Source organism: Bacteroides sp. 214 (assembly GCF_010501015.1).
GTDB lineage: Bacteria > Bacteroidota > Bacteroidia > Bacteroidales > Bacteroidaceae > Bacteroides.
This window is the reverse complement of the sequence record NZ_QVML01000002.1, coordinates 54,560-80,749: the sequence shown is the minus strand read 5'-3', so window position 1 is coordinate 80,749 and position 26,190 is coordinate 54,560. Positions and strand designations below refer to the sequence as shown.

Genomic DNA, 26,190 nt, shown 5'->3' with positions numbered 1-26,190 from the left:
ACTTTTGTACAGCAAAGGTAGGGCGACCGTTTTAATAAAACAAGAAGGCACATAACGGTAAGATACTTACTTTGGTGTAACTATTATTGAAAGAGAGAGAGTTATGGAGGAAAAAAGTTTGAAGAAATTTGAAACCAGTGGTTATTGTCCGGTTCGCGATGTAATTGCCCCTTTGGGCGACAAATGGTCTATCCTTATTTTGACAACATTGAAAGTCAACGGCAAACTGAGGTTTAATGAAATACAACGCACCATAGGAGATGTTTCACAACGGATGCTAACCGTAACCTTACGTTCGATGGAAGCTGACGGAATTGTGAGGCGCGAAATTTATGCCGAAGTTCCACCAAGAGTTGAGTATGAGTTAACAGAATTAGGAGAATGTCTTTTCCCTCACCTGCAAGCATTGGTAGATTGGGCAGAAAATAACATGAATACAATTATGGAAAACAGAAGCAACTATTACAAAACATAATATCCGCCCAATAGGTTACTATACACTCCAAATAGACTTTTACAAAAAAGGTCTTCACATTCACATATCGCTGTAATCAAATGGTATTTAGTGAGTTACGTGTGAAGACCCCCTCTTTTATCCTTCACAGGGTATTCACATAATTTTCTGACTGCTTTTGTATTAAGAAATCAGTCAGAAACGAGGTGAAAAACAGTCAGAAGTGAAGCAAAAAACAGTCAAAAAAAACATTACCTATAACTCTTATTTCAAATGCTTATAGCATTCGTCTCGTTTGCTTATAGCATTCGCCCCGTTTGCTTATGGCATTCGCCTCAGATGCTTATAGTATTTGTACTGAATGCTTATGGCATTCAGCATAAAACATGGTGCATTCAAAGTTGATAAAGGAAAATATACTACCTTTGCACTATGCGTACGCCAACATATATAAAGAATTCTTCTACGCCGTTGTATAATGAATTTGCCTCTTTCATGAAGGAGCATTTCACTTATAAAGTACAAAAAATATCTATAAACGCCGGCTTCACCTGTCCCAATCGTGACGGCAATAAAGGTTTAGGAGGGTGCACATATTGCAATAATCAAACATTCAACCCCGATTATTGCCGCACAGAGAAAAGTATAACCCAACAACTCGAAGAGGGTAAAGAGTTCTTTGCGCACAAATACCCCGAAATGAAGTACCTTGCCTATTTCCAAGCCTACACCAACACCTACGATGAGTTGGAAACACTCAAACAAAAATATCAAGAAGCACTCGCTGTAAAAGATGTAGTAGGACTGGTTATCGGTACACGACCAGACTGTATGCCCGACAGTTTACTTGACTATTTTGAAACACTCAACAACAAACACTTCATCCTGATAGAATATGGTATAGAGAGTTGTTTGGAAAAAACACTTAAACGCATTAATCGTGGGCACACCTTTGCCGATGTTAAAGATGCGATTAATCGTACCGCATCACGTGGTATTCTTACAGGTGGGCACGTCATCTTAGGACTTCCCGGAGAAAGTAAAGAAGAAATCATTGCCCAAGCGAGTATTCTTTCGAAACTACCCATCAATACTTTAAAGCTACACCAGTTGCAAATTATACGCGGAACACACATGGAGTTAGAATATAGAAGAGATGAACAAGATTTTCAACTTTTCAACATCGATGATTATATAGATGTAGTGGTTGCGTACATTCGCAGGTTACGTTCCGATATTGTGGTGGAACGTTTTGTATCACAATCGCCCAAAGAGCTACTCATAGCACCTGATTGGGGCATAAAGAACCACGAATTTGCTGCCAGAGTGAAAAAAAAGATGAAAGAAATCGGTGCGCATCAAGGTGATTCGAACAAATAAAGTTGAGAATTATAGGGAAAAAGTTGCAAATTCTTATTGTTTTAGAAATATTTTGTATATTTGCGCTTGAATCACAAAGAGAATAGTTATGACAAATTCGGTAGAAAACAAGGCAAACGTACCGTTTGCAGCCATATTTACAGCATATAAATATGGAATTTTAGAATACGACCTAACCACCGAAAAAATCAACTTTATAAATAATGTATCACAAATTATTGGAATAAGTACGTGGAATAACACATACACTACTCTGGAAGAATTTAATGCTATGATACATCCCAAGGACTTACCCGGCGCAGTTGCAGCTTTTAATAAAGTGATTGCTGCCGAGGGAGAAACCGCCAGCATTAAATATCGCTTAATAAATACCACAGGCGATAGTTTGTGGGTAGAAAACAACCTCTATAGCTACGGAACCGGTAAAAACGGGAAACCGTTGAAAGTTGTTTCCGCACTACGCAATATACAAGAAGAACAAGAAGAGCATATCCGCTTAGAAAAAGAAGTTTCCAACTACAGAAACCTCATGCGTAGCATGCAGGACTTCGTATTTGTGTTCGATGAAGAACTTACACTTCTTGATATAATTCTACCTGAAGGATTAAACCTTTTCCACGACCCTCAAGAACTTATTGGGCAAAACGCAAACATCATCTACACACCCGAAGTTTGCGAATTGCTTAGGAACAACATAAAGCAAAGTCTGGATAGTGGTGAAGTAAAAAGCATTGAATACCCAGTAGAACTCATCGGAACAACTTATTACTACAGAGCCAACATTACCCCCATTGAAAATAGACGGGTTTTTGTACTCTTTAGCGACATTAGCGACCGCATCAAGCGTATGCAAAATCTGCTTGAAGCACGCCTACTTGCCGAAGAGGGCGACCGCATGAAGACCTCCTTCATTGCCAACATGAGCCACGAAATACGTACACCACTCAATGCCATCATCGGCTTCACAGAAATCATTGCTGCAGAAGAAGATCCTGCACGTCGCGACGAATACCTTGAAATTATTCATACCAACAACGGATTGCTATTGCAATTGGTAAACGACATCCTGGACTTGTCGCTCATTGAATCGGGTAGATATGAGATACATCTGTCTCAAGCAAATATACATAGCCTTATTGGAGATGTAGCAAACACCTATCGAAACAAAGTAGGTAAGCATATAGAACTTAAAGTTGTTTATCCGGACAAGGAAAAAACACTTCTCACCGACCCCAATCGCGTTAAACAAGTGCTCTTCAACTTCCTCTCCAATGCTGTAAAAAACACCACAAAAGGCACAATTACATTAGGGGCGGAAGAGACTAAAGAAGGGCTTCGCTTCTTTGTAAGTGATACCGGACGCGGCATTCCTCAAGATAAGCTCAAATCCATTTTTACTCGTTTTGAGAAAGTAAATAGTTTCTCACAAGGTACAGGGCTAGGCTTATCCATCGCCGATAACCTTGTGAAACATCTTGGAGGTGAGATTGTAGTTGACTCAGAAGTAGGCAAGGGAAGCACATTCTCCTTTACCATTGCTTATGCCGACGAAGCCACGATCCTTACTAGGAGCTTGGAACACACAGCCTTGGGTAAAGGAAAGAAAATACTCGTAGTAGAAGAATCGGAGGCTCGTTTTCTTAATATACAAGATATTCTTAAAGAAAAGCATGAACTCATTTGGGCAAAGAATGGCAGCACCGCTGTAAACTCATTCATACAAGAGCGCCCCGACCTCATACTCATTGATATACTAATAGACGACATGAAAGGACCTGAGATAATGAAGCGCATACGCTCTATGTCGAATGTAGTGCCTATAATAGGTATTACATCTGCCAACTACTACCTCGAAGAGCAGTGGGCAAAGGGTAGCGGATGCAACGAAACTATCTCTTATCCATTCTCTGCATCAAAACTGCGGGAGACTATTATGGTATATATTTGATTAGTAATAGTAAATAGTAACTCTATTTTTCCTATTTTTGTACTGCATTCAAAAACAGTATAATTATGGAAGCTAAGACTAATTTCATCCATTACGTAGGCGTAAACGACCGCCAAAAACATCTCTTCGAAAATATGTGGCCACTCCCCTATGGCGTGTCCTACAACTCGTATCTTATTACCGAAGACATTGTTACACTTATAGATACCGTAGATCCGCATTATTTCGATGTATATATCCGAAAAATAAAACAACACATTGGCGAAAGACCAATCGACTATCTGGTTATTAACCATATGGAACCAGATCATTCGGGATCTATCGCACTCATCAAGAAGTATTACCCCGACATCACCATTGTGGGCAACAAACTCACACTGAACATGATAGAAGGCTACTACGGAGTTAGCGAAAACACGCTTCTAGTGAATGATGGCGACACCCTGCCAATAGGGAAACGGACGTTATCCTTTCATACCACCCCTATGGTACACTGGCCCGAAACCATGATGACCTACATTCCCGAAGACGGTATCCTCTTCTCGGGCGATGCTTTCGGATGTTTTGGCGCACTCAATGGCGGCTACATAGACACAGAAATCAATACAGATATTTACTGGAATGAAATGGTACGCTATTACTCCAACATAGTAGGAAAGTACGGATCGCCTGTGCAAAAAGCATTGCAAAAGCTTGCAGGGCTAAAAGTTCATGCAATTTGCTCAACACATGGTCCTGTATGGGTAAAACATGCTCAACGTGTTATTAGTATTTATGACAAACTAAGCAGGTACGAAGCCGAAAAGGGTGTAGTCTTAGTTTACGGAAGCATGTACGGACACACCGAGCAAATGGCAGAAACCATTGCCGAAGAGCTTAGCAAACAAGGAATAATAAACATTGTAATGCACAATATATCCAAGAGCAATGCTTCGGATATATTAACAGACATATTTAAGTATAACGGACTTATTGTTGGCTCACCTACATACAACGGGCAAATCTTTCCTGAAATAGATTCGTTGCTCAGCAAGATATTAATGCGCGAGGTAAAGAACAGACACTTCGGCTACTTTGGTTCGTTCACATGGGCAGGCATGGCCGTAAAACGAATGGGCGAGTTTGCAGAAAAGAGCAAGTTCAACGTTGTGGGCGAACCTGTAGAAATGAAGCAAGCAATGATGGATGCAGAGGCATGCAAAGAATTGGCAAGAAAGATGGCAAAAGCAATTAACTGCTGAGTGTAGATAATGATTTACGATTAATTTCCCTACATTTGCCCTGCCTAAGCAATAATGATAATAACTCAAAAATAGAACAATATGCGTTTAATTATTCAACCTGATTACCAAACCATTTCCCTATGGGCAGCCAACTATGTTGCCGCTGCAATTAACAAAGCAAAACCAACTGCCGACAATCCTTTTGTATTGGGCCTTCCAACCGGTTCTTCACCGCTGGGAATGTACAAAGCACTGATTGATCTAAATAAAAAAGGTATTGTATCCTTCAAACATGTGGTAACATTCAACATGGACGAGTATGTGGGTTTGCCACAAGATCACTCCGAAAGTTACTATTCCTTTATGTGGAATAATTTCTTCAGCCATGTGGATATCATAAAGGAAAATGCAAATATTCTCAATGGAAATGCCGCCGATCTCGAAGCCGAATGTGCCGCTTACGAAGAACGCATCGCATCTTATGGTGGTATTGACTTGTTTCTAGGAGGCATTGGTCCCGATGGACACATTGCTTTTAATGAGCCGGGATCATCATTGGCTTCGCGCACACGTGTAAAAACATTAACTACAGATACTATTATCGCTAACTCTCGCTTCTTCGATAATGATGTGAACAAAGTACCCAAAACCGCACTTACCGTAGGTGTAGCTACCGTATTGTCGGCGAAAGAAGTGCTTATCATTGTGAATGGACATAGCAAAGCACGCGCGCTACGTCATGCGGTTGAAGAGCCAATCAGTCAAATGTGGACTATCAGTGCTCTGCAAATGCACGAAAAAGGCATCATCGTGTGCGATGATGTGGCAACGTATGAACTTAAAGTAGGCACATATCGTTATTTCAAAGACATTGAAGCAAGTAATCTCGACCCTGAAAGCTTGCTGAAATAACCTGTGCATAACAAAAATATCCGGATGAAAATCTTGAAATACTATTTTATACTTCTGCTGTTGATTGCCGTTGGTTCAATCGCCAACGCGCAATCTCAGTGCGAAGTAAAGAACACCTACTTCAAAGCAGGTGAGAACCTTACCTATAACCTGTACTACAAATATGGCTTACTATATATAAAGGCAGGAAGTTCTACACTATCCGTAGTTAACGAGAACTACCAAGGTACACCAGTGTACAAAGCCACACTTGCTGCGAATCTTACGGGCGTAGCAAAAAGTATTCATACCTTATCGGATACTTTACAGTCATACTTAACTCCTTCGGTAGTGCCCCTTGCCTATTCCAAAGACGACCATCAAAGCGATAAATATTATACCGAACGAGCCACCTTTACCTATAAAGACGGAAAGGTTATTGCCCGAAACATCAGCACAGGAAATGGAAAGTTGCGCTACGACACCACACACGTTGCCAACAGATGTACGTATGATATGGTAAGCATTATATATTACGCACGCACGTTGGATTATAGCAAGATGAAGAAAGGAGATAAAGCTACCGTTTCTGGATTGGTGGGTCGCCGACTCAAAACGATGGAAGTCATCTATCAAGGTATAGAAACCGTCAAAGCCAATGATGATCGCGAATATTACTGTATCAAACTAAGCCTAATGATGGACGATGACGCCTTCAGCAACAAAGAAGAGGCTATGAAGATTTACCTCACCAATGACGCGAACCGCATACCTGTACGAATAGACTCTAAGCTAAAAGTAGGGTCTACGAGGGTTATTCTTAAAGGATATGAGGGATTAAAGAACTAACTGCAAGCCCCAATTTCTTAGGGCATTGCGTTCATTCCTTCTACTTTTACGACCCATGTTCCATCTTTGGGAAATCCCGGTGCTACTACATCCGGGGCGCCATCCCAACCACCTGCCATCAGTCCTATTGCATTAAGGAAGGACCCATTAATTGGCATATAAGCCGGACAACCATCCGGCTCTTTTGGTCGTTTAGAGTACCCTTGCGGCAAGAACTGGGCAGCGGGAACATCGTTCGTAACAATATTAATTGCAGTTTCGTATTCGCCTAAGCGCACAGCGGTATTGGCTCCTTGTCCCATAGACCAACTTACCCACCTTCCAAAGCCATTACGACTACGTCGCAGCAATTCATGAAAAGTTTCGCGCATCACTTCCTTATCAATCAAAGGAGTAGGTGGTACATACCCCAATGCATATATCATAGAAGTAGGCATACCTTTGTTTGCATCATCATAAATATGTGCCTCAGTTTCTATTTCTACATATTTACCTTGCACAATGGTGGGTTTAGATAATTTATTCAATACTTCCGCCCACTTGGAGTCTGGTTGCATACCTAAGCGAATACGCCACTCTTGTGCCGTTTGCAATCCATAATACCACAATGCAAGTTCAAAAGTAGGATTCCATGTTTCGCTTTCCAACGAACTTTCCGATGATGCTTTAAGTGGAGGTCCAAGCATATACCGATCGTTTTTCGCATCATACGTAGCATACGAAGCGAGGAATTTACCCGATTCTAACACAACATCTTTGTATTTAGCAAGTGTTTCGGGAGTAGGGTTAGCACGATATACTAACTCGCATAAATAAATAGGATTAGGAAAATTCCAGATAATGAAAGGATTAATACTTCCCGGAGTTTCTCTGCCACCCTCGCCAAACATCTTTGGCCAGCGCGCTCCCTCCCATCCTTTACTTGCAGCACTCTCGATAGCTATTGGCAATAACTGACGATAATAGTTCAATGATTTTTCCAATAATTCTGTTCGCCCAAATTGATAAAAATGAGCCGCATGGATGAAATAAACTTCGGAGTTATGCTTACCATACCATGTAGGAGTAACCAATCCGCATTCTGAAGGAGGGAAGCTACCGGCATAATTTATCTTCAACACATATTGCGATTGCACAATACGACGTTCTAACTCATGTGCGCGAGAATCGGTACTCTGCGAAAGATCAATAGCACCTCCTGTAGTCCAATAATGCTTCCAGGCATTGATACTGGAACTACGTGCTTCGGCAAAGTTGCAACTATTTATCTTCTTCGATTCGTTTGTGGGGTTATGTACAAACTCACAAACAAGCGTTATCCTGTCACTATTATTAGCTGTTTGTAAGCGAAAATCATGTTCTTCCGCCTGCATAAAGTTCGAAGCTCCCTCCCAAGCAACCGATGTGACATATTGAAAATCATCTACCTGACGGGAAAGCGACACTTCGTTATCCGATTCTTTTGTCATAGTCGTAGTATGCGCTTGGGGATTATCCCAAATCAATGCAGGTTTATTTTTTGTACTAGCATTATATGCATACGGAAAACGTAAGCGCACCTCCAGTTCACTGTTACGAATAAGGGGAGAGTGCACATCAACAGCAACCATACTTCTATCACTATGTGCAAGAGTTACTACGTCAACCGGGGTTCCGTCCAGCAGGTAATGACTTGTAATAATACCAGTCCAGAGATCTAATTTTTGGTCAATGCTTGTTAGCTGTTCGGGAGTTATTTCTTTACCTTTATATAACAAAGAAAGTTGTCCTAGTGCTGCTGGATGAGGATTAATTCTAAAATACTGACCTTCGGGTGTTTTTTCGTGAGCGGCAAAATCTATTTGCTTGCCATGAAAATCATACCCTTTGTATGTCTGCTCCAGTGTATAGTTATTGACATTAGGAAAGGAGTGCCATGCCCATGTAGCCATTGTTTCGGTGGGGATACCTTTTTCGTGGTAAAGGTCGGCTAAGCATTGCAAGCCGGTAGCTCCTACGGTAAAAGCAAAATCACCATTCCCAACACTCAAAGCAGCGTCAGTATCTACCGAAGTAACATGCACATTGTGCCGACGTACAAGAGCTTCACGGTCAATAGGGTTATCATTAGCGACAAAACAAGATGTCAAAAGAAAAAAAGTAAGGACAAGTGTAAGTGTTTTATTCATGGCTAAATGTAATTGTGTTATGTTTCTTTGTCTTTCTTCTCAACAGCAGGAATACGAAAAGCAGTATATAACTGAAAAACTCCACCAATAGTAAGCATCAATATCCATTCATTTTGTTTACCAAAGAACATAAATACTCCGGCTGCGACTAGAAATAGCGCACCGAGTAGTTGCTGTCCATAGAGCCTTTTCAGGTTTTTATTCTTCCCTTGATAACCCATATTGACTTGTGCCAACGCAAACAAAGTGGCACCTATAAGGTATATATATGATGAGTAGAACCATTCGGTAATGTAGGTAGCTGCACCTACAAGGAGCATGATTCCACCAATAACGTAAAAGGACGGGGCTAGTTTCTTCATCAGCGTGGGGTTACAAATATATCTTCGTTGGGCTTTTTCATCAGGTATTTTTCTCGGGCAATGCGCTCTATTGCCTCTGGATTAGTCATCAACTCATTTAGTCGCTCGGTGCTTTCCTCGTAAGCAGCTTTGTACTTCTCTATTTCTTGTCTCATTTCCCTTATTTGCACTTCATACTTAGCGCGACGTACAAGACTGTTTTCATCAATAAAAACAATGAGCACCAGAAAACCCACAACGGTAATCAGGTATTTGTGCTTCCGCACAATGCTCCATAAAGAGGTCAATTTGCTCATACACAACGAAGTTTAATAACAATTCGCCAAAGATAGCATTTTTAGGACAAAGAATGGAAGTAATGTTTTATATTATTTTCAATCCATGTTACCTATTTTTTCCGTAAGTTTGCATGAAACTCACAATAAGCATTATCCAATTATTATGGAAAACTATATCGTATCCGCCCGAAAATACCGTCCTTCTACTTTTGAGTCGGTAGTAGGGCAAAAAGCGCTAACTACCACGCTAAAAAATGCAATCGCCACACATAAGTTAGCACACGCATACCTCTTTTGTGGGCCACGTGGAGTGGGTAAAACAACTTGTGCACGCATCTTTGCGAAAACCATTAACTGTATGACCCCTACCGCAGACGGCGAAGCGTGTAACACATGCGAATCGTGTGTGGCTTTCAACGAGCAGCGCTCATACAACATACACGAACTGGATGCCGCATCCAACAACTCTGTGGATGACATTCGTCAACTGGTAGACCAAGTACGCATACCACCGCAAATTGGCAAATACAAAGTTTATATTATTGATGAGGTGCACATGCTGTCAGCTTCTGCATTTAATGCCTTCCTTAAGACACTTGAGGAGCCACCGCATCATGCCATTTTTATTCTGGCTACAACAGAGAAGCATAAAATAATCCCAACTATTCTTTCTCGCTGTCAGATATACGATTTTAATCGCATCAGCGTAGAAGACACGGTTAGCCACCTGATGTACGTAGCACAAAAAGAAAGTGTCACTGCCGAACCCGAGGCTTTGAATGTCATTGCACTCAAAGCGGATGGTGGAATGCGTGACGCACTATCCATCTTTGACCAAGTAGTGAGTTTTACCGGTGGGAAGATAACTTACCAAAGCGCCATTGAGAACCTCAATGTGTTGGATTATGAATATTACTTCCGCCTGACAGACTTCTTATTGGAGAACAACGTTATGGAGTCAATGCTGCTTTTCAATGATGTATTGAATAATGGATTTGAAGGAAGCCATTTTGTTACCGGTTTGTCGTCGCACTTCCGCGATCTGTTGGTAAGCAAAGATCCTGTAACATTACCACTGCTCGAAGTTGGAGCCAGCATACGCGATCGCTATCAAGTGCAAGCACAGAAATGTCCGCTACCGTTCATTTACAAAGCCATAAAATTGTGCAATGATTGCGACATGAACTACCGCACCAGCAAGAACAAGCGGTTATTGGTTGAACTGACCCTCATACAGGTAGCACAGCTTACCGCTGAGGGCGAAGATGTATCTCATGGGCGTCGCCCTACTGAACTTATAAAACCAATTTTCAAGCCTGCAGCAGCTCAGCAGCCACAGGCTACAGCAAGTACACAGCAACCGGTAGCAACTGAAAAACCTCAATCAGTAACAGCCACGCCACAACCGGCACACAAAATGCCGGATATCTTGAAGAGCACTAAAACCACAACGGAAAAGAAGATACCGGTTATCAGTGCTTCGCAGATAAGTATTCGTCAGGCAAAGAAGAATACTGCTCCGGAACAAATAATGCAGACTACACAAGCAGTCATACCATCTGAACCTGAAAAAGATTATCCTATTGATGAAGTAAATTTGAATCTCCATTGGCAAGCCTTTGCCTCCGAACTACCACAAGATGACAAAGCACTTGCAGATCGCATGAAACACGCACATATCAAATTGATTGATGATGTTTCTTTTGAGTTCGTATTAGAGAATGATTTTGTTAAGAACTTGTTTGTACCATTGAAGCCTGCTATCGAGAGCTATCTACGCAAACATCTGAGGAACAAACAGATTACATTATATTTTCGCATCAGTACAACCGAAGATAAAAAGAAAGTCTTATCTCGCGGAGAAAGATTCCAGCAAATGGCTATAATCAACGATGCGTTGATTGACCTGAAAAATGAATTCGGTTTAGAGCTTTATTAATTATCACCATACTTTCCAAACGAACGAGTCATGAAAATCCAAGCGAAACACTACGGTTATCTCTTTTTGTTCATGCTTACCACAATATGCTTTATAGCATGCAACACGAATAAAACCGAGTTCTACAACTTGACGCAATACGTTAAACCGCATATTGGAACAGGTGGACATGGACATGTATTCCTTGGAGCTAATGTACCTCGAGGTTTTGTGCAATTGGGACCTACACAAAACACCCGTGGGTGGGATTGGTGTTCGGGATATCATTATAGTGATTCAATTATCGTAGGGTTTAGCCACCTGCACCTTAGTGGAACAGGCATCGGAGACTTGGGCGACATAACCTTCATGCCCGCCACCGACGGCCGAAGGGCATACTCCTTTGAACGTAAATTCGAAATAGCCAAGCCGGGCTATTACTCCGTATGGATGCCCGAAGCTGATATTGCTGTGGAACTAACCGCTACAGCTCGCGTAGGCATGCACCGCTATTTCTTTCCGCCAACCGACCAAGCCCGTATTGTGGTTGATTTAAAACGTGGCATTGGTTGGGATAACATGACCGAGGCATATATTATTCAAGAGAACGATACCGTTATCTCCGGCTACCGCAAATCGCGCGGTTGGGCAGAGCATCAGGAAGTATATTTCAACGCTATCTTTTCACAACCTATTACCAAGTTTATCACATCATCCAGTTGTGAATTTACGGAAGTATTCTTTGATATGACACAAGAAGAAGAGTGTGTGGTAGTAAAGGTTGGATTATCTCCCGTCAGCACTGCCAATGCTCAATTAAATCGCGAAACAGAGATTCCGGGGTGGAATTTTGAAGAAGTTTACGCACAAGCCAACCAAATATGGAACGAAGAATTAAACAAAGCTGTTGCCAAAACAAAACAAACGAAATACAAGAATATATACTATACTGCACTCTATCATTCACTCATTGCCCCTTCTATCTTTTGCGATGTGAACGGTGATTATCGCGGAGCAGACGGAGTGGTATATAGAGGCGCAGACTTCGTTAATTACACCACGTTCTCACTTTGGGACACATACAGAGCAGCACATCCTTTAGCTACAATTATTCATCCTGAAGTTCAGAAAGATTATGCGCAAACAATATTACATATCTTTGAACAGCAGGGCAAACTCCCTGTATGGCATCTGATGGGCAACGAAACCAATTGCATGGTAGGTAATCCGGGTATTCCTGTTCTTGCCGACTTAGTATTGAAGGGCTTTGTAGAAAATAAAGAAGCAGCCTACCACGCTATGAAAACTTCTGCAATGCTCGAAGAACGCTCGCTGGGATCACTTAAAGAATATGGTTATATACCTTTCGATAAAGAGCCAACTCACGAAACAGTAGCGAAAGGATTGGAATATGCCTTGGCAGATTGGTGTGTGGCACAGATTGCTAAACTTTTGAATAAAGAAGAAGACTACACCTACTTTATGGAGCGAAGTAAGAGTTACACTTACTATTTTGATAAGAATACCAACTTTATGCGTGCCTTATCTGCCGAAAAAACATTTAGCGAGCCGTTCAACCCGTTTCATGCCGCACACAGAACCAACGATTATACAGAAGGGAACGCGTGGCAATACACTTGGTTAGTGCCACACGATGTACACGGATTGATCGGTTTATTTGGCAGTGAAGAAGCATTTATCACTAAACTCGATTCATTATTTACTATCACAGGTGATCTTGGTGAACACGCATCACCAGACATCTCAGGATTAATAGGACAATATGCACATGGCAACGAGCCCAGTCACCACATTATATATATGTATCCGTTTGTGGGTCAGCAATGGAAGAGTGCCGAGAAAGCACGTCAAATTCTTACCGAATTATACGACGACACTCCCGACGGACTTTGCGGAAACGAAGATGTGGGACAAATGTCGGCATGGTATATTTTATCATCGTGGGGGTTGTATCAGGTAGCTCCTGCTGGTGGAGTATATGTGTTTGGCAGTCCGCTCTTCGACGAGATTACAGTGAAGGTAGGAAACGATAAAACATTTACTATTATTGCACACAACAATAGTGACAAGAATAAATATATTCAACGGGTGAAGTTAAACGGCAAATCATATACAAAGTCGTATATTATACACGAAGATATAGTATCGGGTGGCAAATTGGAGTTTTACATGGGAAGCGAACCATCTACGACGTTTGGCATAGCAGAAGAAGATAGACCTTAATCAATACTCCACCTTCATAACAAGCTCCATCATTACCGGCAAGTGGTCGCTAAAACCACCTTGGTATTTCATTCCATAATAGGTACGAAGCGGTTGGTCACCGCCGTACTTGGTATCAGGAGTCAGTAAAAACGGGAAACGAATAACTCCTGCTTTCTCTTCTGTAGTATAAACAGCGTTCGTTTGTCTTAGCAATGCACCCGAAACAATGAGATGGTCAAGCAAGCCCCATTTACCCTGATATTTGTGCGACCCGTAGTTCTTGTCTGTGGCTTTGCGTGCCAAAACATGATACAAAGCATTATCAATAATGGAGTCTGTTGGGGTATGAGTTTGTAGTATTGTAGCAACAGACTTATTGGTAGGATAATCGTTAAAATCGCCCATGACGATAATTTTCGGATAAACACGAATAGTAAACAGGCTGTCAATCGCACTTCGCATGGTTCTTGCTGCTTCCAGGCGTAATGGTTCGGTCTCTTTTTCTCCACCGGAACGAGATGAAAAATGCCCCACAAAAACATCTACAGTATCGCCCGTAGCCAACAACCCGGTTGCATGGAGAATATCACGCGTTGGCTTGTTTACAGCTACTCGTATAGATTGGCTACCAATTAGTTTGAACCGCTCCCGTTGATAAAGTAGCGCAACATCAATTCCCCTACGATCAGGCGAGTCAGTCATTATATAGCGATATCCTAATTCACTAAGCGAAGCATACTTGGTAAGATGATTCATGACGTTGGCATTCTCTACTTCGCATAAACCAACTAATGCAGGTGGTTGCCACTCACCAATAGCAACTATTGTACGCGCAACATTCGCCAGTTTCTCTTTGTAACGCCCATAATGCCAACGCCGAATTGAAGTGGGAAGAAACTCACTATCATCTTTGAGCGAATCTTTCTCCACATCAAATAAATTCTCCACATTCCAAAAAACAACTTTGAATGACTCCAATTCCTGCCCACTAACCGGGGAAAAAAGAAAAAGGAAAAGCAAATAAAAGGTAAGGTATTTAGCCATTACATCCCTTGCCATTCGCAGCAACCGGCATCCGGTGCCTCGTCACTAATGCGAGATTCGCCATTTCTATCCGTAGGATAGTTTGCAGCATCAATGAGCGATCCGATATTAATAGCTGCCGAACCTTCTCCTAAACGAAAATCGTAGAATTGTATCGCCCTGTCCAATTCCATAAAGTGGTCATCGCGTTTCCACACAACCTCAGTAATAGTTGATCCGCTATCTTCGGGAGAGTTTATGAGACAATGAGAAAAGTAATAATTAAAAGGAACCGATTCGTCCGAAGAGCGGTTCCACATCAGTTCATCCGACATAGAACCAGCTATAACACAATTGCGAAACGATGCCATCGACAGCGGATAGTTTTCCTTAGCTTGTGTATTACTGATAGCAAGAGCTACACCTTTACGCGTATTCCAAGAAAAGTAATTGGCAAGTGTGCAGTGTGTAAATTCGTAATCGCCACCAAGCAAACTCACCACATCACCTCCTGCATTGGAAATCTCCGTGTTGGCTACGATAGCTTTACACATCGTCATATCCAACCCTTGTCGGGAACTTTGCGTTATCCGCGAGTTAAGGATTGTCAGCTTGATTTGCTCCACATCCGAAGCTTCGCAACGAATGGCATTAACAGTCCCTCGAAGCTCCATATATTCAATATGGTTATTCATACTGAGGGGATAAAAAACAACCCCCTCCCACTGTCCCGGCAGGCGGTCGTACGGAAGACTTGAAAAGAGCCTGTCCGTGCGGTCGCCACGCAAAACCACAGGTGCTTCAATGGTTCCTTCGGCTTTTATCCTACCGCGTACTTTTAGGATTGCTTTATCATGAAAATAGAGTTGAGTGCCGGGCTGAAGCGTTAATGTAACATTCTCGGCAACACATAGGCTGTCGTAAATCAGCAGAGGGCGAGTAGCCGTCAGTGTGGTATCACGTTCTATTACTTTACCACGAAACGGATACACATTCTGTGCGTAAGCTAGCAGCTTAACATCCTGTCGAACCGTATTGGTTATAAACACAATAGAGTCTTTCATCAAAAACGGATGGTTAACTTCAGTAGCTTCCGGAGTAGCCTCCACGAATATATAGAGACTATCTTTACTCTTTATCTCAATATCCGAAAAGGAATTACCTTTTATACCATCCACATTCATGCGAAAGCCTGAGTTAGCAGCATCCGCCAATACCAACGAAGAAACCACAACAGATTGCTTATTTTTGTTATACACCTTCAGCAAATAAGTGGATGTTCTGATATTAGTAAATATCGTATCAAGTCGCAGTGTATCGTTAGAAAACGACAACATATGGTTAGGATTTGAAGAAATAGAGTCGTCATCACATGCCTGAAAGGAAATGAGTACAACGAACAGAGATAGTATATATAGAAATATTCTTTTCATGCGTATACAATAAACGCAGAGCAGAAACTTTTCTACTCCGCGCTTATCTAAACGTAAAAACACGTTGATTATTATTTTTTCTCTGGAATATTCAACAAGATATCCAACAGATGTTTCCAGAATTTGGCTACAGTAGCAATCTCCATACGTTCGTCTGGCGAGTGCACATCACGTAGAGTAGGACCAAAAGAGATCATATCCAAATGTGGATACTTATCCAGGAATAGGCCACATTCCAGACCGGCATGAATAGCCATAACTTTTGCCTTCGTGCCAAACAAACGAAGATAGGACGCTTCGGCCACTTTGAGTATTTCCGAATCCGGATTAGGTTTCCAACCGGGGTATCCATCACCAAACGACACTTCGGCACCTCCCAATTCCATCGCGGCACGTACAGTGTCGGCAATATCGTTACGGGCAGAAAGGATAGAACTTCGTTGGCTGGTTTCTATTTTAATAATATGATCTTCTTGCATTTTAACAGAGGCCAAATTGGTGGAAGTTTCCACCAGTCCGGGGATATCGCTACTCATCGCTTGCACTCCGTGTGGAATTGCATAAAGTGTTTTCAGCAAACGTTTTACCGTATCCTGATTGATGGCTGTGGCACGTGGGGTTTCCGATTCGAGTGTCAATTTCAAATCCGGTTCTATCGCGCCTATTTCATTTTCCATATCAGCCGTGAAGATATTCAAATCCACCCGAACAGACTCTTTTGCACCGAAAGGCACAGCGCACAGCGCATACGCTTCTCTTGGGATAGCATTACGCAGATTACCACCATCTATTTCACACAAATAAAAATCATATTTCTTTGCGGTATAGCTCAAGAAACGATTTAATATTTTATTCGCGTTACCACGTCCTAAATGTATATCGCCACCCGAATGTCCGCCTTTCAAGCCCGATACTCCAACTTTGAAGAAAAAGTATCCTTCAGGAACAGCTACATTCGTATAGTTAAATTTTCCTACCGAGTCCATTCCTCCGGCACACCCAATAAAGATTTCTCCTTCATCTTCAGAGTCTAGATTTAACAGAATATCACCTTCCATAAAACCCTGTTCCAGTGCAAATGCACCTGTCAAGCCAGTTTCTTCGTCTATCGTAAAGAGACATTCAATGGGGCCATGTTGCAAATCGTTAGCAGCAAGCAACGCTAGTTGAGTAGCCACACCAATACCATTATCGGCTCCAAGAGTGGTTCCGTTGGCTTTCATCCACTCTCCGTCTATCACTATTTCGATAGGATCCTTTAAGAAATCGTGAGTTACATCACTGTTCTTCTCGCACACCATATCTACGTGCGACTGCAAAATCACAGTCTTTCGGTTTTCATAACCCGGAGTCGCGGGCTTTTTTATCAGGACATTGCCTACCTTGTCTACTTTTATCTCCAACTGATGTTCAGCAGCAAATGTTTTCAGGTAAGCGATAATTTTCTCTTCGTGTTTGGAAGGACGGGGAACGTTGCATATTTCCTTAAAATAATGAAACACACTCGCCGGTTCTAAGGTTGCTTTATTCATAATCATTTTGTTTTAGTGAGGCAAATAACACGCTTCTATATAGAATATTTACTAAATATGGTTAATTTGAAGGCACTATCAAATAGCGTTTCCTTTTTTTTATAGTAAAAAAGGATGATGAGTTCCTATAAAAGCATATATTTGCACCCACAAAGTTAGAAGAAATGCTTAATACGATACTGATAAGTGTGTTAATTGTTGCTATTTGCCTCGTATTCCTCGGGGTGAAGATTCTTTTTTCGAAAGAAGGTAAGTTTCCCAACACGCACATCAGCGGCAGCAAAGCAATGAGAGAGAAAGGTATTGGATGCGTTCAGTCGCAAGACCGCGAAGCACGCAAACGCAACCAGTGGTCTTTCAAAGATATGGAAGAAACCGTAAAGAACAGTTTGAACTAATTAATTAAAAATTATATTGTAAACATTATGAAGAGAAAAAACTACATCATGAACGTGGTTGCGGCAGTAATGACCATTTTTATGTTTGCTCAATGTGCAGGTAAAGCAGAAAACCCGGCAACAGCAGCAACAGTTTCGGGCAATGGAGCAGTAGCAACATCCGATATGCGAATTGCTTTTGTCGACCTCGACACACTGCTACTGAACTACCACTTCTGGAACGATGTAACTGAAGAGATGATGAAGAAAGAGGAAAATGTTGTAGCTACCCTGAATCAAAAAGGACGTGAATTGGAAAAGGAACAACAAGAGTTTCAACGCAAACACGACAATGGTGCATTTGCTTCTCAAGAAAGAATGCAACAAGAGTACAACCGCATCATGAAAAAGCAGGAAGACTTGCAAGCATTGCAAAATCGTTTGAGAACCGAACTTCAAAACGAAAATGCTAAGAACAGTGTGATTCTTCGCGACTCTATCAACTCATTCTTGAAAGAGTACAACAAAACAAAAGGATATAGTATGATTATTACCAACACAGGTTTCGACAACCTACTGTATGGCGATCCTACATACAACATCACAAAAGAAATTGCTGACGGCCTGAATACCAGATATACAGCTAAGTAAATAAGATATATTTCTATAAAAAAGACTCCGCTTTTATAATTAGAAGCGGAGTCTTTTTGTTTTATCACCTCTCTCAAGGAAAGGCATAAGTAATTAAATTACAGCTTATTTGCCGAACCTAATACATTCTCAATTTTGTGCTTGTACAGTTTCTTCATTCTGTCGCGAGCAGGACCTAAGTACTTACGAGGGTCAAACTCGGCAGGATGGAGTGCAAATGTTTCGCGAACAGCAGCTGTCATAGCCAAGCGGCTATCCGAGTCAATGTTGATTTTGCAAACTGCCGATTTTGCTGCTTTACGAAGCTGTTCTTCTGGAATACCGATAGCATCTTTCAATGCGCCACCATATTTATTGATAGTAGCCACTTCTTCTTGTGGAACCGAAGAAGCTCCGTGAAGAACGATAGGGAATCCGGGTAGTTCTTTCTCGCAACCTTCCAATACATCAAAACGCAATGGAGGAGGAACAAGAATACCTTCGGCGTTGCGGGTGCATTGTTCTGGCTTGAATTTGTTAGCACCATGCGAGGTACCGATAGAGATAGCTAAACTGTCGCAACCTGTTTTAGTTACAAAGTCTACTACTTCGGCTGGTTCGGTATACGTGTGGTGTTCTGCCGAAACTTCATCTTCTACACCTGCCAATACGCCAAGTTCGCCTTCTACAGTTACATCAAATTGGTGTGCATATTCTACTACCTTTCTAGTAAGTGCCACATTTTCATCATAAGGAAGATGAGAACCATCGATCATTACCGAAGAGAATCCCATATCAATACATGATTTACATGTTTCAAAAGAATCGCCATGATCCAGATGAAGAACAATCTGTGGATTTTCACAGCCTAACTCTTTAGCATATTCCACAGCACCTTCTGCCATGTAGCGAAGCAGTGTCTGATTGGCATACGCGCGAGCACCCTTGGAAACTTGAAGAATTACCGGTGAGTTTGTTTCTACAGCAGCCTGCACAATAGCTTGCAACTGCTCCATATTATTAAAGTTAAAGGCAGGGATAGCATATCCTCCTTTTATTGCTTTTGCAAACATCTCTCTGGTATTAACCAGACCTAATTTTTTGTAACTAATCATGTTTTTTCAATATTTATTTGTTAGTGAATCAAATTCACAGCAAAATTAGACATTATTGTTCTAATAGCAGGAGAGAATTGTTGTAAATCTACCCCATTTTTGATACAATTTAATAGTATTCCGGGCATGATGATTTCACTTCCACTGTATTTGCAAAGTCGAAGTTGCAAATAGTAGAAAGCAAAAAGAGAGTGCGCACAAATGGGGTTTATTACTTCGTCAAATAAACTACCGTTGGTAAATGATCGCTATAACCATTGAGCCATAGGCGACCGCCATGTGTACGAAGTGGCGAACCTTTGTATTGTCCGTCTTGCTGTAACAAGTACTCGCGCAAGAACACTTCGCTCGAATTGTAGCGCAACCCTTTCTTTCCTAACAGGTTTTTCGACAACACTATCTGGTCAAAGAGATTCCATTTGCCACGATACATCAATGTACCTACACCTTTATCCTCCAAAGTTTCCCACCAGGGATTGTAGAAATCACCATCGTTCACCTCACTGATCTGTTTTTTAGCACCCAATGCCACGGCCATACTTTCATCCATCGGGTCGTCGTTCATATCGCCCATTACAATGATTTTCAGTTTGGGATTGTTATTGGTCAACGAGTCGGTTATTGCCCTCACCTGCTTAGCAGCCCAAACACGCGCCGGCGAAGCCGCACCACGCGAAGGCCAGTGGTTCACAATGAAACAGACCTCCTCTTTAGCCAATTTACCATTAACCAACAAAAATCCACGAGTAAGGTGGGTAGTATCATTATTTTGATATTTATGAGGAATCAGAGCTGAAGAGGTCAGCTTAAATATTTTTGGATGATAGAGCAACGCGCAGTCGATACCTCTACGATCTTCACCTTCATAATGTACAATACCGTAATCGCGTGAAGCAATAGCAGGTTCGCGTACCAAGTCGTCTAGCACTCGACGGTTTTCCACCTCAGCCAAACCTATCACAGCAGGTCCATACTTATATTTTTCGTTACCAAAATCGCTTATCACTTTAGCTATATTCTTTAATTTAGCTGTGTACTTTTCCGTATTCCATTTTTTGTCACTATTTGGCAAATACTCGGCATCATTTTTCCCTGGGTCGGGAATGGTATCGAACAGGTTTTCTACATTATAAAATGCCACACTACAAAAGAATTCAACTTTAGAGGTGTTTTGTACCGATCGGCAAGCACCAAAAACGAACAACACACTACAAAGAATAATCCACTTTTTCATAAAAGATTGCTAATTAATTGATTTATCGTCAACAAAAGTCATCAAAAAAAATGAGAAATAGTTTTTTTAATCCACTTTTTTTCTTTGTTCGAACAAAAGCGTTATCTTTGCGCACTCTAAAGTAACCATTACACACTATTACCAAATAGTAACGAAATAATAATTATAAAACAGATACTGAAATGAAAAAAGGTCTTCATCCTGAATCATATCGTCCGGTAGTATTCAAAGATATGTCAAACGGAGATATGTTCTTGTCGCAATCAACAATCAACGCTAAAGAAACTATCGAGTTTGAAGGTGAAACTTATCCGTTGGTAAAGCTTGAAATCTCCAGCACTTCTCACCCTTTCTACACAGGAAAATCTAAACTGGTAGATACTGCAGGACGTGTTGATAAATTCATGAGCCGCTACGGTAACCGTAAAAAATAAGTAGCTTGCTTCAAAGCAGCTATTAACAAGGCGGGTGTATCAAAACGAAGAGATTGACACACCCGCTTTGTTTTTTATAATTATATCTACAAGCAGAAGGCTGAAAGCCTGACATATTTAGACTGGGGTAAAACCCCAGGACAGTGACTACCATAAGCTAAGAGTTCTGAAAGAACGGCACTAAAAGCCAATAGCGTGTCGCTCTTACAGAGCTTGAATTCATGTTGGCGATTCCAAAACCCAGGGCTGCACTCGCTTCGCTCCCTGACCCTAGGCTAAGTATGTCGCGCTGTCAGCGCTTTGACGTTTGATACACCCTATAACGAAGCCTGATATTGAGATAGTTCAGACTTTTGCAAAAAAGAGAGTGTATCGTTTTTGACACACCCGCTTTGTTATATATAATAAGGTGTACTTAGAATTCGCTTGTGAAGTGAAAGCGTATGTTCTTAAAGTCCATTTGCGCCATTTGCAATACATATCCGCTATCTGCCAAAAACACATCGCGTCCTTCCCGGTCTTTTGCCATAAACTGATACTTGCGTTTCTTAAACGCTTCCAATTCCTGCGGATCATCACTCTCTATCCAGCAAGCTTTATAAAGACTCAACGGTTCCCATCTACACGAAGCATTATACTCGTTCAGCAAACGATATTGAATCACTTCAAATTGCAGTTGACCTACCGTTCCGATAATCTTACGATTATTGTATTGGTTTACAAACAACTGTGCCACACCCTCATCCATCAGTTGGTCAACACCTTTTGCCAATTGCTTTTGCTTCATAGGATCGGCATTTTCAATGTATTTAAACATCTCTGGCGAGAAACTCGGCAAACCTTTGAAATGCAATAGTTCCCCTTCGGTCAGCGTATCGCCAATCTTAAAAGTACCACCGCTATCGGGTAAGCCAATAATGTCTCCTGCCCAAGCCTCATCGACTGTAGTTTTGCGTTGCGCCATAAACTGAGTGGGCGACGAAAAACGCATCGTTTTATTGTGGCGTATATGTTTATAAGGCGCATTACGTTCGAACTTACCCGAACAAACCTTACAGAAAGCCACACAAGAGCGGTGGTTAGGGTCGATATTAGCTGTTATCTTAAAGATGAAACCAGTAAACTTAGGCTCTTCGGGTTTTACCAAACGCTCTTCCGCTTGCACAGAACGAGGGCTAGGAGCTATTTCCACAAAACAATCCAGCAACTCTTGTACTCCGAAGTTATTCAAAGCGGAACCAAAAAATACCGGAGCCAAATCTCCTCTCAGATACTCCTCTTTATCAAACTCAGGATACACACCAACAATTAACTCCAGGTCGGAACGTAGCTTTTCGGCAAGCCCCTCGCCTATTTGGCTATCTAACTCTTCGCTGTTAATATCTACCAATACCTTTTCTGTTACTACCTGTTTTGACGATTGGTACAGGTCTAGTTTTTGCTCGTAGATGTTATAAACCCCTTTGAATCGCACTCCCTGATCAATTGGCCACGAAAGCGGACGAACCGCGATTTTCAGTTCCTCTTCCAGTTCATCCAACAAGTCGAACGGATCTCTCCCTTCACGGTCCATCTTGTTTACATAGATAATAACCGGTGTTTTACGCATCCTACAAACTTCCATCAGTTTTCGTGTTTGCGTTTCTACCCCTTTGGCGCCATCTACTACAATAATTACACTATCTACGGCAGTCAGTGTACGGAAGGTATCTTCGGCAAAGTCTTGGTGACCGGGAGTATCGAGGATATTTACTTTATAGTCTTTATAATCGAACTCCATGACGGAGGTAGTTACCGAGATACCACGTTGTTTCTCAATCTCCATCCAGTCGCTGGTAGCTGTTTTCTTTATCTTGTTGCTTTTCACAGCACCTGCCACTTGAATTTGCCCTCCGAAAAGCAGTAACTTTTCTGTCAAGGTGGTTTTACCCGCATCGGGATGTGCGATAATGGCAAAGGTGCGTCTTCTTTCTATTTCATTTATCATAACTGTTTATTGTAATGTGGGTGTGTTAAAAGACTACTTAAATCTTCTGACACACCCACATTAGTGCTTTAGTATATACTTATTTCTCTTGTTTTTTCAACTCCCTGATACACTTAGCCAAGCTGTCTTGCCAGTGTGGTATTTCTATGTGGTATGTTTCTTTTATCTTTGCTTTATTGAGCACAGAGAAAGCAGGACGTTTCGCTTTGGTCTTATAATCTTTGGAAAGTATGGGAGATACCTTGCAGTTTTTTATTCCTGCTTCGCGATGAATAGCTACAGCAAAATCGTACCAAGAACAAACTCCTTCGTTACTGTAATGATAAATACCAGTATCAAATCCTTTTTCAATAATATCGAAAATAACCTGCGCCAAGTCTCCCGCATAAGTAGGAGCACCTATATGGTCGTAAACCACATTCAGTGTATCGCGTTCTTTGCCCAACTTTATCATACTCTTCATAAAGTTACTTCCGAAAGCAGAATAAAGCCACGCCGTGCGTATCACAATTGATTTTTTACAGTTTTCAATCACATTGTCTTCGCCTGCCAGTTTGGTGGCTCCATATACCGATTGTGGGTTGGTTTTATCTTCCTCCACATAGGGTCTGTTCAGTTTACCATCGTATACATAGTCGGTAGATATATGAATCATAAATCCGTTGCGATTCTGCATAGCACTCGCAAGGACACGGGGAGCGTCGCAATTCACAGCATGGCACGCCTTTGGATTATCTTCAGCAGCATCTACGGAAGTATAGGCAGCGCTATTGATAATCATCTTTATATTATGCTCCATGACAAACAAATAGACCGCTTTTTCATTTGTTATATCAAGCTCATCTACATCTGTAAAGAAGTAGCTATGTGCCGGATATTTCTTAGATAAGAGCTTCAACTCATTACCTAATTGCCCATTTGCCCCAGTTATTAAGATATTCATATATACAACTACTAATAATCGAAATTGGCGGTAAATTCATAAACATACAAAAGTACGTTTCGATTCACATATTTACAGAAATCCAGAAAATTATTAACGTTATTTAATTGTTAATCGTTGCTTCTACCGAAATCCAGCTCCCCTTTTCTTTCGCGGTCATAGTAATTGGCAAGCATGGAAAGAAAGCTGCTGATTATATTGATGGCTTTGGTAGTTTCTGCGCTAACTGTTTTTTTCTGTAGCCTAAGCAACATCACGCCATACAGCGCATCGAAACATGTTTCCAATTCGGGTGTTTCAGCACTACCACTCCGGCTACGCAATTCTACAATAACCGGCAATGCTTTGTAGTAAGCCGCGCTATAATAAGGAAAAGCAGAGGTAGCCAAAAGCTTAGTATGTAGTTCCGTGAGGTTAATTATCACATTCTTATTTATCTGCAAGTGTCCGTTTTGAGTAACACCTTCATCGCGCATCATTTGTATCAAATCGGCATACCACCCCTCCAAAGCCTTTTGTTGTTCTTCGTCGAGAGTAGCACCAGCAACAACCGTTTGGCAAATTTTCTCTACATCAAAACCAGCGGCACGGATTAAATCCTCCACCTGCCACATATATATAAGGTATTCGGCAATATTTTTTTCTCTGAGCTGCTGTGCAATAAACATCGTCAACAATATAAAGATGCCCCAAGGAGCGTAAATATAAAACCAAGTACCGACACCACCATCACAACAATGCCTATGATGCGATTTATCAGCCAGATGCCACGCAGGTTAAAGCGTGCCCGCACCTTATTCACAAAGAAAGAGATGCCAAACCACCAACTGATAGCTCCGAGCACAATGGCGGCATAACCTATAAGTTGTTCCGCCAGCGGTATATCGGGATGCACAAAAGTAAGGCGCGCAAAGAGCCCAATAAAAAGGAATATAATAAGCGGATTGGAAAGTGTTACGAAGAATGCTGTTAAGAAATTATGAAAATAAGTTCCTTTGTTGGAAGATGCCGGACGAATAGACTTCACCGGATTAGTTCGAAACGTATAGTAGCCAAATGCCAATAGCATGGCGCTACCCAATAGTTGCAGATAAAAGATTTTATTGGTAATAAAATCAAAAATAAAACTCATGCCATAACCCGTAACGAGTGCATAAATGATATCGCTTAGCGAAGCTCCAAGTCCTGTAATAAAGCCATACCAGCGTCCTTTATTCAATGTACGCTGTATGCAAAGCACTCCTACCGGTCCCATTGGTGCTGAAACAACAACACCTATGATAATGCCCTTAATCAGTAACTCTATTGCAGTAACCTCAAAACCTAACATTCCGCAAATATCGCATATTTTTACGACATAGGGTTATACCTTAACGTTTTTTCGTGTCTAAGCCATAAGTAAACGGTCTGTGAGCCATAAGCAAACGACCCGTGAACCATAAGCAAACAGTCCGTAAGCCATAAGCAAACAGTCCGCGAGCCATAAGCAAACGATCCGCAAGATATAAGCAAAAATAAATTCGCTTTCAATGGCTGATATACACTCCAAATACACTTTTACTAAATAGGTCTTCACCTTCACAAAAAGCTGTAATCGAATGACAGTAAATTAGTTACGTGTGAAGACCTCCTCTTTTTGCCTTCACAGGGTCTTCACAACTATTTTTTTGAGATTTTCAGAGTCAGTTTTATACTAAAACACAGTCAAATATGATGTAAAACAGAGTCAGAAGTGTAGCAATAAACAGTCACAAAACAAACAACTTCTAATTCTATTTTACGTCT

At 41.4% G+C, this 26,190-nt stretch carries 23 protein-coding genes; 11 read left to right on the top strand and 12 right to left on the bottom strand.

The genetic code is table 11. From position 1 onward, the window contains the following. Positions 1–118: 118 nt before the first annotated feature. From D0T50_RS01960 to D0T50_RS01935, 6 genes are all read left to right on the top strand, one after another. Positions 119–475, top strand: a complete 357-nt coding sequence (locus D0T50_RS01960) for a helix-turn-helix domain-containing protein (protein ID WP_163222186.1) — start codon at positions 119–121, stop codon at positions 473–475. 411 nt (positions 476–886) lie between these two features. Then, entirely contained in the window at positions 887–1,834 is a 948-nt protein-coding gene (locus D0T50_RS01955; protein WP_163221441.1) for a TIGR01212 family radical SAM protein, read from the top strand. 88 nt (positions 1,835–1,922) lie between these two features. Next, positions 1,923–3,782, top strand: coding sequence for an ATP-binding protein (locus D0T50_RS01950; protein ID WP_163221439.1), 1,860 nt, complete (start codon positions 1,923–1,925; stop codon positions 3,780–3,782). 65 nt (positions 3,783–3,847) lie between these two features. Further along, positions 3,848–5,023: an FprA family A-type flavoprotein gene (locus tag D0T50_RS01945; protein WP_163221437.1), complete on the top strand. Its 1,176-nt coding sequence runs from the start codon at positions 3,848–3,850 to the stop codon at positions 5,021–5,023. A gap of 81 nt (positions 5,024–5,104) precedes the next feature. Further along, the gene (gene nagB, locus D0T50_RS01940; RefSeq protein ID WP_163221435.1) at positions 5,105–5,917 is read left to right on the top strand and encodes a glucosamine-6-phosphate deaminase; all 813 of its coding nucleotides are present in this window, start codon (positions 5,105–5,107) and stop codon (positions 5,915–5,917) included. Between the two features lie 24 nt (positions 5,918–5,941). Continuing rightward, entirely contained in the window at positions 5,942–6,745 is an 804-nt protein-coding gene (locus D0T50_RS01935) for a DUF3108 domain-containing protein (RefSeq protein WP_163221433.1), read from the top strand. 17 nt (positions 6,746–6,762) lie between these two features. On the opposite strand, the gene D0T50_RS01930 is transcribed toward D0T50_RS01935, so the two are convergent. The 3 genes from D0T50_RS01930 to D0T50_RS01920 are packed head-to-tail and all read right to left on the bottom strand — an operon-like array spanning position 6,763 to position 9,571. Then, a complete protein-coding gene (locus tag D0T50_RS01930) occupies positions 6,763–8,913 on the bottom strand; it encodes a hypothetical protein (RefSeq protein ID WP_163221431.1) in 2,151 nt (716 codons plus the stop codon). A gap of 17 nt (positions 8,914–8,930) precedes the next feature. Next, positions 8,931–9,275 (bottom strand): hypothetical protein, encoded by a 345-nt coding sequence (locus tag D0T50_RS01925; RefSeq protein WP_163221429.1) that lies wholly within the window; start codon positions 9,273–9,275, stop codon positions 8,931–8,933. Then, positions 9,275–9,571 carry a septum formation initiator family protein gene (locus D0T50_RS01920; protein WP_163221427.1) on the bottom strand — a complete coding sequence of 99 codons (297 nt, stop codon included), beginning with the start codon at positions 9,569–9,571 and terminating at the stop codon, positions 9,275–9,277. Before D0T50_RS01920 ends, D0T50_RS01925 begins: the two co-directional genes overlap by 1 nt. A gap of 145 nt (positions 9,572–9,716) precedes the next feature. Here D0T50_RS01920 and D0T50_RS01915 point away from each other — a divergent pair, with 145 nt between their 5' ends. After that, positions 9,717–11,492 (top strand): DNA polymerase III subunit gamma/tau, encoded by a 1,776-nt coding sequence (locus D0T50_RS01915; protein ID WP_163221425.1) that lies wholly within the window; start codon positions 9,717–9,719, stop codon positions 11,490–11,492. A 72-nt stretch (positions 11,493–11,564) separates the two neighbouring features. Continuing rightward, positions 11,565–13,715: a GH92 family glycosyl hydrolase gene (locus tag D0T50_RS01910; RefSeq protein WP_239058195.1), complete on the top strand. Its 2,151-nt coding sequence runs from the start codon at positions 11,565–11,567 to the stop codon at positions 13,713–13,715. Here D0T50_RS01910 and D0T50_RS01905 read toward each other — a convergent pair whose 3' ends face one another. From D0T50_RS01905 to D0T50_RS01895, 3 genes are all read right to left on the bottom strand, one after another. Continuing rightward, positions 13,716–14,741: an endonuclease gene (locus D0T50_RS01905; protein WP_163222184.1), complete on the bottom strand. Its 1,026-nt coding sequence runs from the start codon at positions 14,739–14,741 to the stop codon at positions 13,716–13,718. It lies immediately after the preceding gene. Continuing rightward, positions 14,741–16,153: a hypothetical protein gene (locus tag D0T50_RS01900; protein ID WP_163221422.1), complete on the bottom strand. Its 1,413-nt coding sequence runs from the start codon at positions 16,151–16,153 to the stop codon at positions 14,741–14,743. The genes D0T50_RS01905 and D0T50_RS01900 overlap by 1 nt, the downstream gene beginning before the upstream one ends. Positions 16,154–16,224: 71 nt before the next feature. Then, complete coding sequence (locus tag D0T50_RS01895; RefSeq protein WP_163221419.1) at positions 16,225–17,685, bottom strand: aminoacyl-histidine dipeptidase; 1,461 nt, start codon at positions 17,683–17,685, stop codon at positions 16,225–16,227. A 164-nt stretch (positions 17,686–17,849) separates the two neighbouring features. Between D0T50_RS01895 and D0T50_RS01890 the strand changes: the two genes are divergently transcribed. Continuing rightward, positions 17,850–18,083, top strand: coding sequence for a hypothetical protein (locus tag D0T50_RS01890; RefSeq protein ID WP_163221417.1), 234 nt, complete (start codon positions 17,850–17,852; stop codon positions 18,081–18,083). 27 nt (positions 18,084–18,110) lie between these two features. Further along, on the top strand, positions 18,111–18,713 hold the full coding sequence (locus tag D0T50_RS01885; RefSeq protein ID WP_163221415.1) for an OmpH family outer membrane protein: 603 nt from the start codon (positions 18,111–18,113) through the stop codon (positions 18,711–18,713). Positions 18,714–18,811: 98 nt separating this feature from the next. Here D0T50_RS01885 and D0T50_RS01880 read toward each other — a convergent pair whose 3' ends face one another. After that, complete coding sequence (locus D0T50_RS01880) at positions 18,812–19,807, bottom strand: class II fructose-bisphosphate aldolase (protein ID WP_163221413.1); 996 nt, start codon at positions 19,805–19,807, stop codon at positions 18,812–18,814. A 211-nt stretch (positions 19,808–20,018) separates the two neighbouring features. After that, positions 20,019–21,041, bottom strand: a complete 1,023-nt coding sequence (locus D0T50_RS01875) for an endonuclease/exonuclease/phosphatase family protein (RefSeq protein WP_163221411.1) — start codon at positions 21,039–21,041, stop codon at positions 20,019–20,021. A gap of 182 nt (positions 21,042–21,223) precedes the next feature. Here D0T50_RS01875 and D0T50_RS01870 point away from each other — a divergent pair, with 182 nt between their 5' ends. Further along, on the top strand, positions 21,224–21,475 hold the full coding sequence (locus D0T50_RS01870; RefSeq protein WP_163221409.1) for a type B 50S ribosomal protein L31: 252 nt from the start codon (positions 21,224–21,226) through the stop codon (positions 21,473–21,475). Between the two features lie 415 nt (positions 21,476–21,890). On the opposite strand, the gene D0T50_RS01865 is transcribed toward D0T50_RS01870, so the two are convergent. The 4 genes from D0T50_RS01865 to D0T50_RS01850 form a co-directional block, all read right to left on the bottom strand. After that, complete coding sequence (locus tag D0T50_RS01865; protein ID WP_163221407.1) at positions 21,891–23,462, bottom strand: peptide chain release factor 3; 1,572 nt, start codon at positions 23,460–23,462, stop codon at positions 21,891–21,893. Positions 23,463–23,541: 79 nt separating this feature from the next. Beyond that, on the bottom strand, positions 23,542–24,405 hold the full coding sequence (gene rfbD, locus D0T50_RS01860; protein WP_163221405.1) for a dTDP-4-dehydrorhamnose reductase: 864 nt from the start codon (positions 24,403–24,405) through the stop codon (positions 23,542–23,544). 110 nt (positions 24,406–24,515) lie between these two features. After that, positions 24,516–25,073 (bottom strand): DUF4924 family protein, encoded by a 558-nt coding sequence (locus D0T50_RS01855; RefSeq protein ID WP_163221403.1) that lies wholly within the window; start codon positions 25,071–25,073, stop codon positions 24,516–24,518. A 2-nt stretch (positions 25,074–25,075) separates the two neighbouring features. Then, the gene (locus D0T50_RS01850; RefSeq protein WP_163221401.1) at positions 25,076–25,735 is read right to left on the bottom strand and encodes a LysE family translocator; all 660 of its coding nucleotides are present in this window, start codon (positions 25,733–25,735) and stop codon (positions 25,076–25,078) included. Between the last annotated feature and the right edge of the window lie 455 nt (positions 25,736–26,190).

Excerpts from the sequence above, each read along its gene's own strand:
- D0T50_RS01955 (WP_163221441.1), top strand. The coding sequence starts at position 887 with ATGCGTACGCCAACATATATAAAGAATTCTTCTACGCCGTTGTATAAT.
- D0T50_RS01950 (WP_163221439.1), top strand. The coding sequence starts at position 1,923 with ATGACAAATTCGGTAGAAAACAAGGCAAACGTACCGTTTGCAGCCATA.
- D0T50_RS01945 (WP_163221437.1), top strand. The coding sequence starts at position 3,848 with ATGGAAGCTAAGACTAATTTCATCCATTACGTAGGCGTAAACGACCGC.
- nagB (WP_163221435.1), top strand. The coding sequence starts at position 5,105 with ATGCGTTTAATTATTCAACCTGATTACCAAACCATTTCCCTATGGGCA.
- D0T50_RS01935 (WP_163221433.1), top strand. The coding sequence starts at position 5,942 with ATGAAAATCTTGAAATACTATTTTATACTTCTGCTGTTGATTGCCGTT.
- D0T50_RS01930 (WP_163221431.1), bottom strand. The coding sequence starts at position 8,913 with ATGAATAAAACACTTACACTTGTCCTTACTTTTTTTCTTTTGACATCT.
- D0T50_RS01925 (WP_163221429.1), bottom strand. The coding sequence starts at position 9,275 with ATGAAGAAACTAGCCCCGTCCTTTTACGTTATTGGTGGAATCATGCTC.
- D0T50_RS01920 (WP_163221427.1), bottom strand. The coding sequence starts at position 9,571 with ATGAGCAAATTGACCTCTTTATGGAGCATTGTGCGGAAGCACAAATAC.
- D0T50_RS01915 (WP_163221425.1), top strand. The coding sequence starts at position 9,717 with ATGGAAAACTATATCGTATCCGCCCGAAAATACCGTCCTTCTACTTTT.
- D0T50_RS01910 (WP_239058195.1), top strand. The coding sequence starts at position 11,565 with ATGCTTACCACAATATGCTTTATAGCATGCAACACGAATAAAACCGAG.
- D0T50_RS01905 (WP_163222184.1), bottom strand. The coding sequence starts at position 14,741 with ATGGCTAAATACCTTACCTTTTATTTGCTTTTCCTTTTTCTTTTTTCC.
- D0T50_RS01900 (WP_163221422.1), bottom strand. The coding sequence starts at position 16,153 with ATGAAAAGAATATTTCTATATATACTATCTCTGTTCGTTGTACTCATT.
- D0T50_RS01895 (WP_163221419.1), bottom strand. The coding sequence starts at position 17,685 with ATGAATAAAGCAACCTTAGAACCGGCGAGTGTGTTTCATTATTTTAAG.
- D0T50_RS01890 (WP_163221417.1), top strand. The coding sequence starts at position 17,850 with ATGCTTAATACGATACTGATAAGTGTGTTAATTGTTGCTATTTGCCTC.
- D0T50_RS01885 (WP_163221415.1), top strand. The coding sequence starts at position 18,111 with ATGAAGAGAAAAAACTACATCATGAACGTGGTTGCGGCAGTAATGACC.
- D0T50_RS01880 (WP_163221413.1), bottom strand. The coding sequence starts at position 19,807 with ATGATTAGTTACAAAAAATTAGGTCTGGTTAATACCAGAGAGATGTTT.
- D0T50_RS01875 (WP_163221411.1), bottom strand. The coding sequence starts at position 21,041 with ATGAAAAAGTGGATTATTCTTTGTAGTGTGTTGTTCGTTTTTGGTGCT.
- D0T50_RS01870 (WP_163221409.1), top strand. The coding sequence starts at position 21,224 with ATGAAAAAAGGTCTTCATCCTGAATCATATCGTCCGGTAGTATTCAAA.
- D0T50_RS01865 (WP_163221407.1), bottom strand. The coding sequence starts at position 23,462 with ATGATAAATGAAATAGAAAGAAGACGCACCTTTGCCATTATCGCACAT.
- rfbD (WP_163221405.1), bottom strand. The coding sequence starts at position 24,405 with ATGAATATCTTAATAACTGGGGCAAATGGGCAATTAGGTAATGAGTTG.
- D0T50_RS01855 (WP_163221403.1), bottom strand. The coding sequence starts at position 25,073 with ATGTTTATTGCACAGCAGCTCAGAGAAAAAAATATTGCCGAATACCTT.
- D0T50_RS01850 (WP_163221401.1), bottom strand. The coding sequence starts at position 25,735 with ATGTTAGGTTTTGAGGTTACTGCAATAGAGTTACTGATTAAGGGCATT.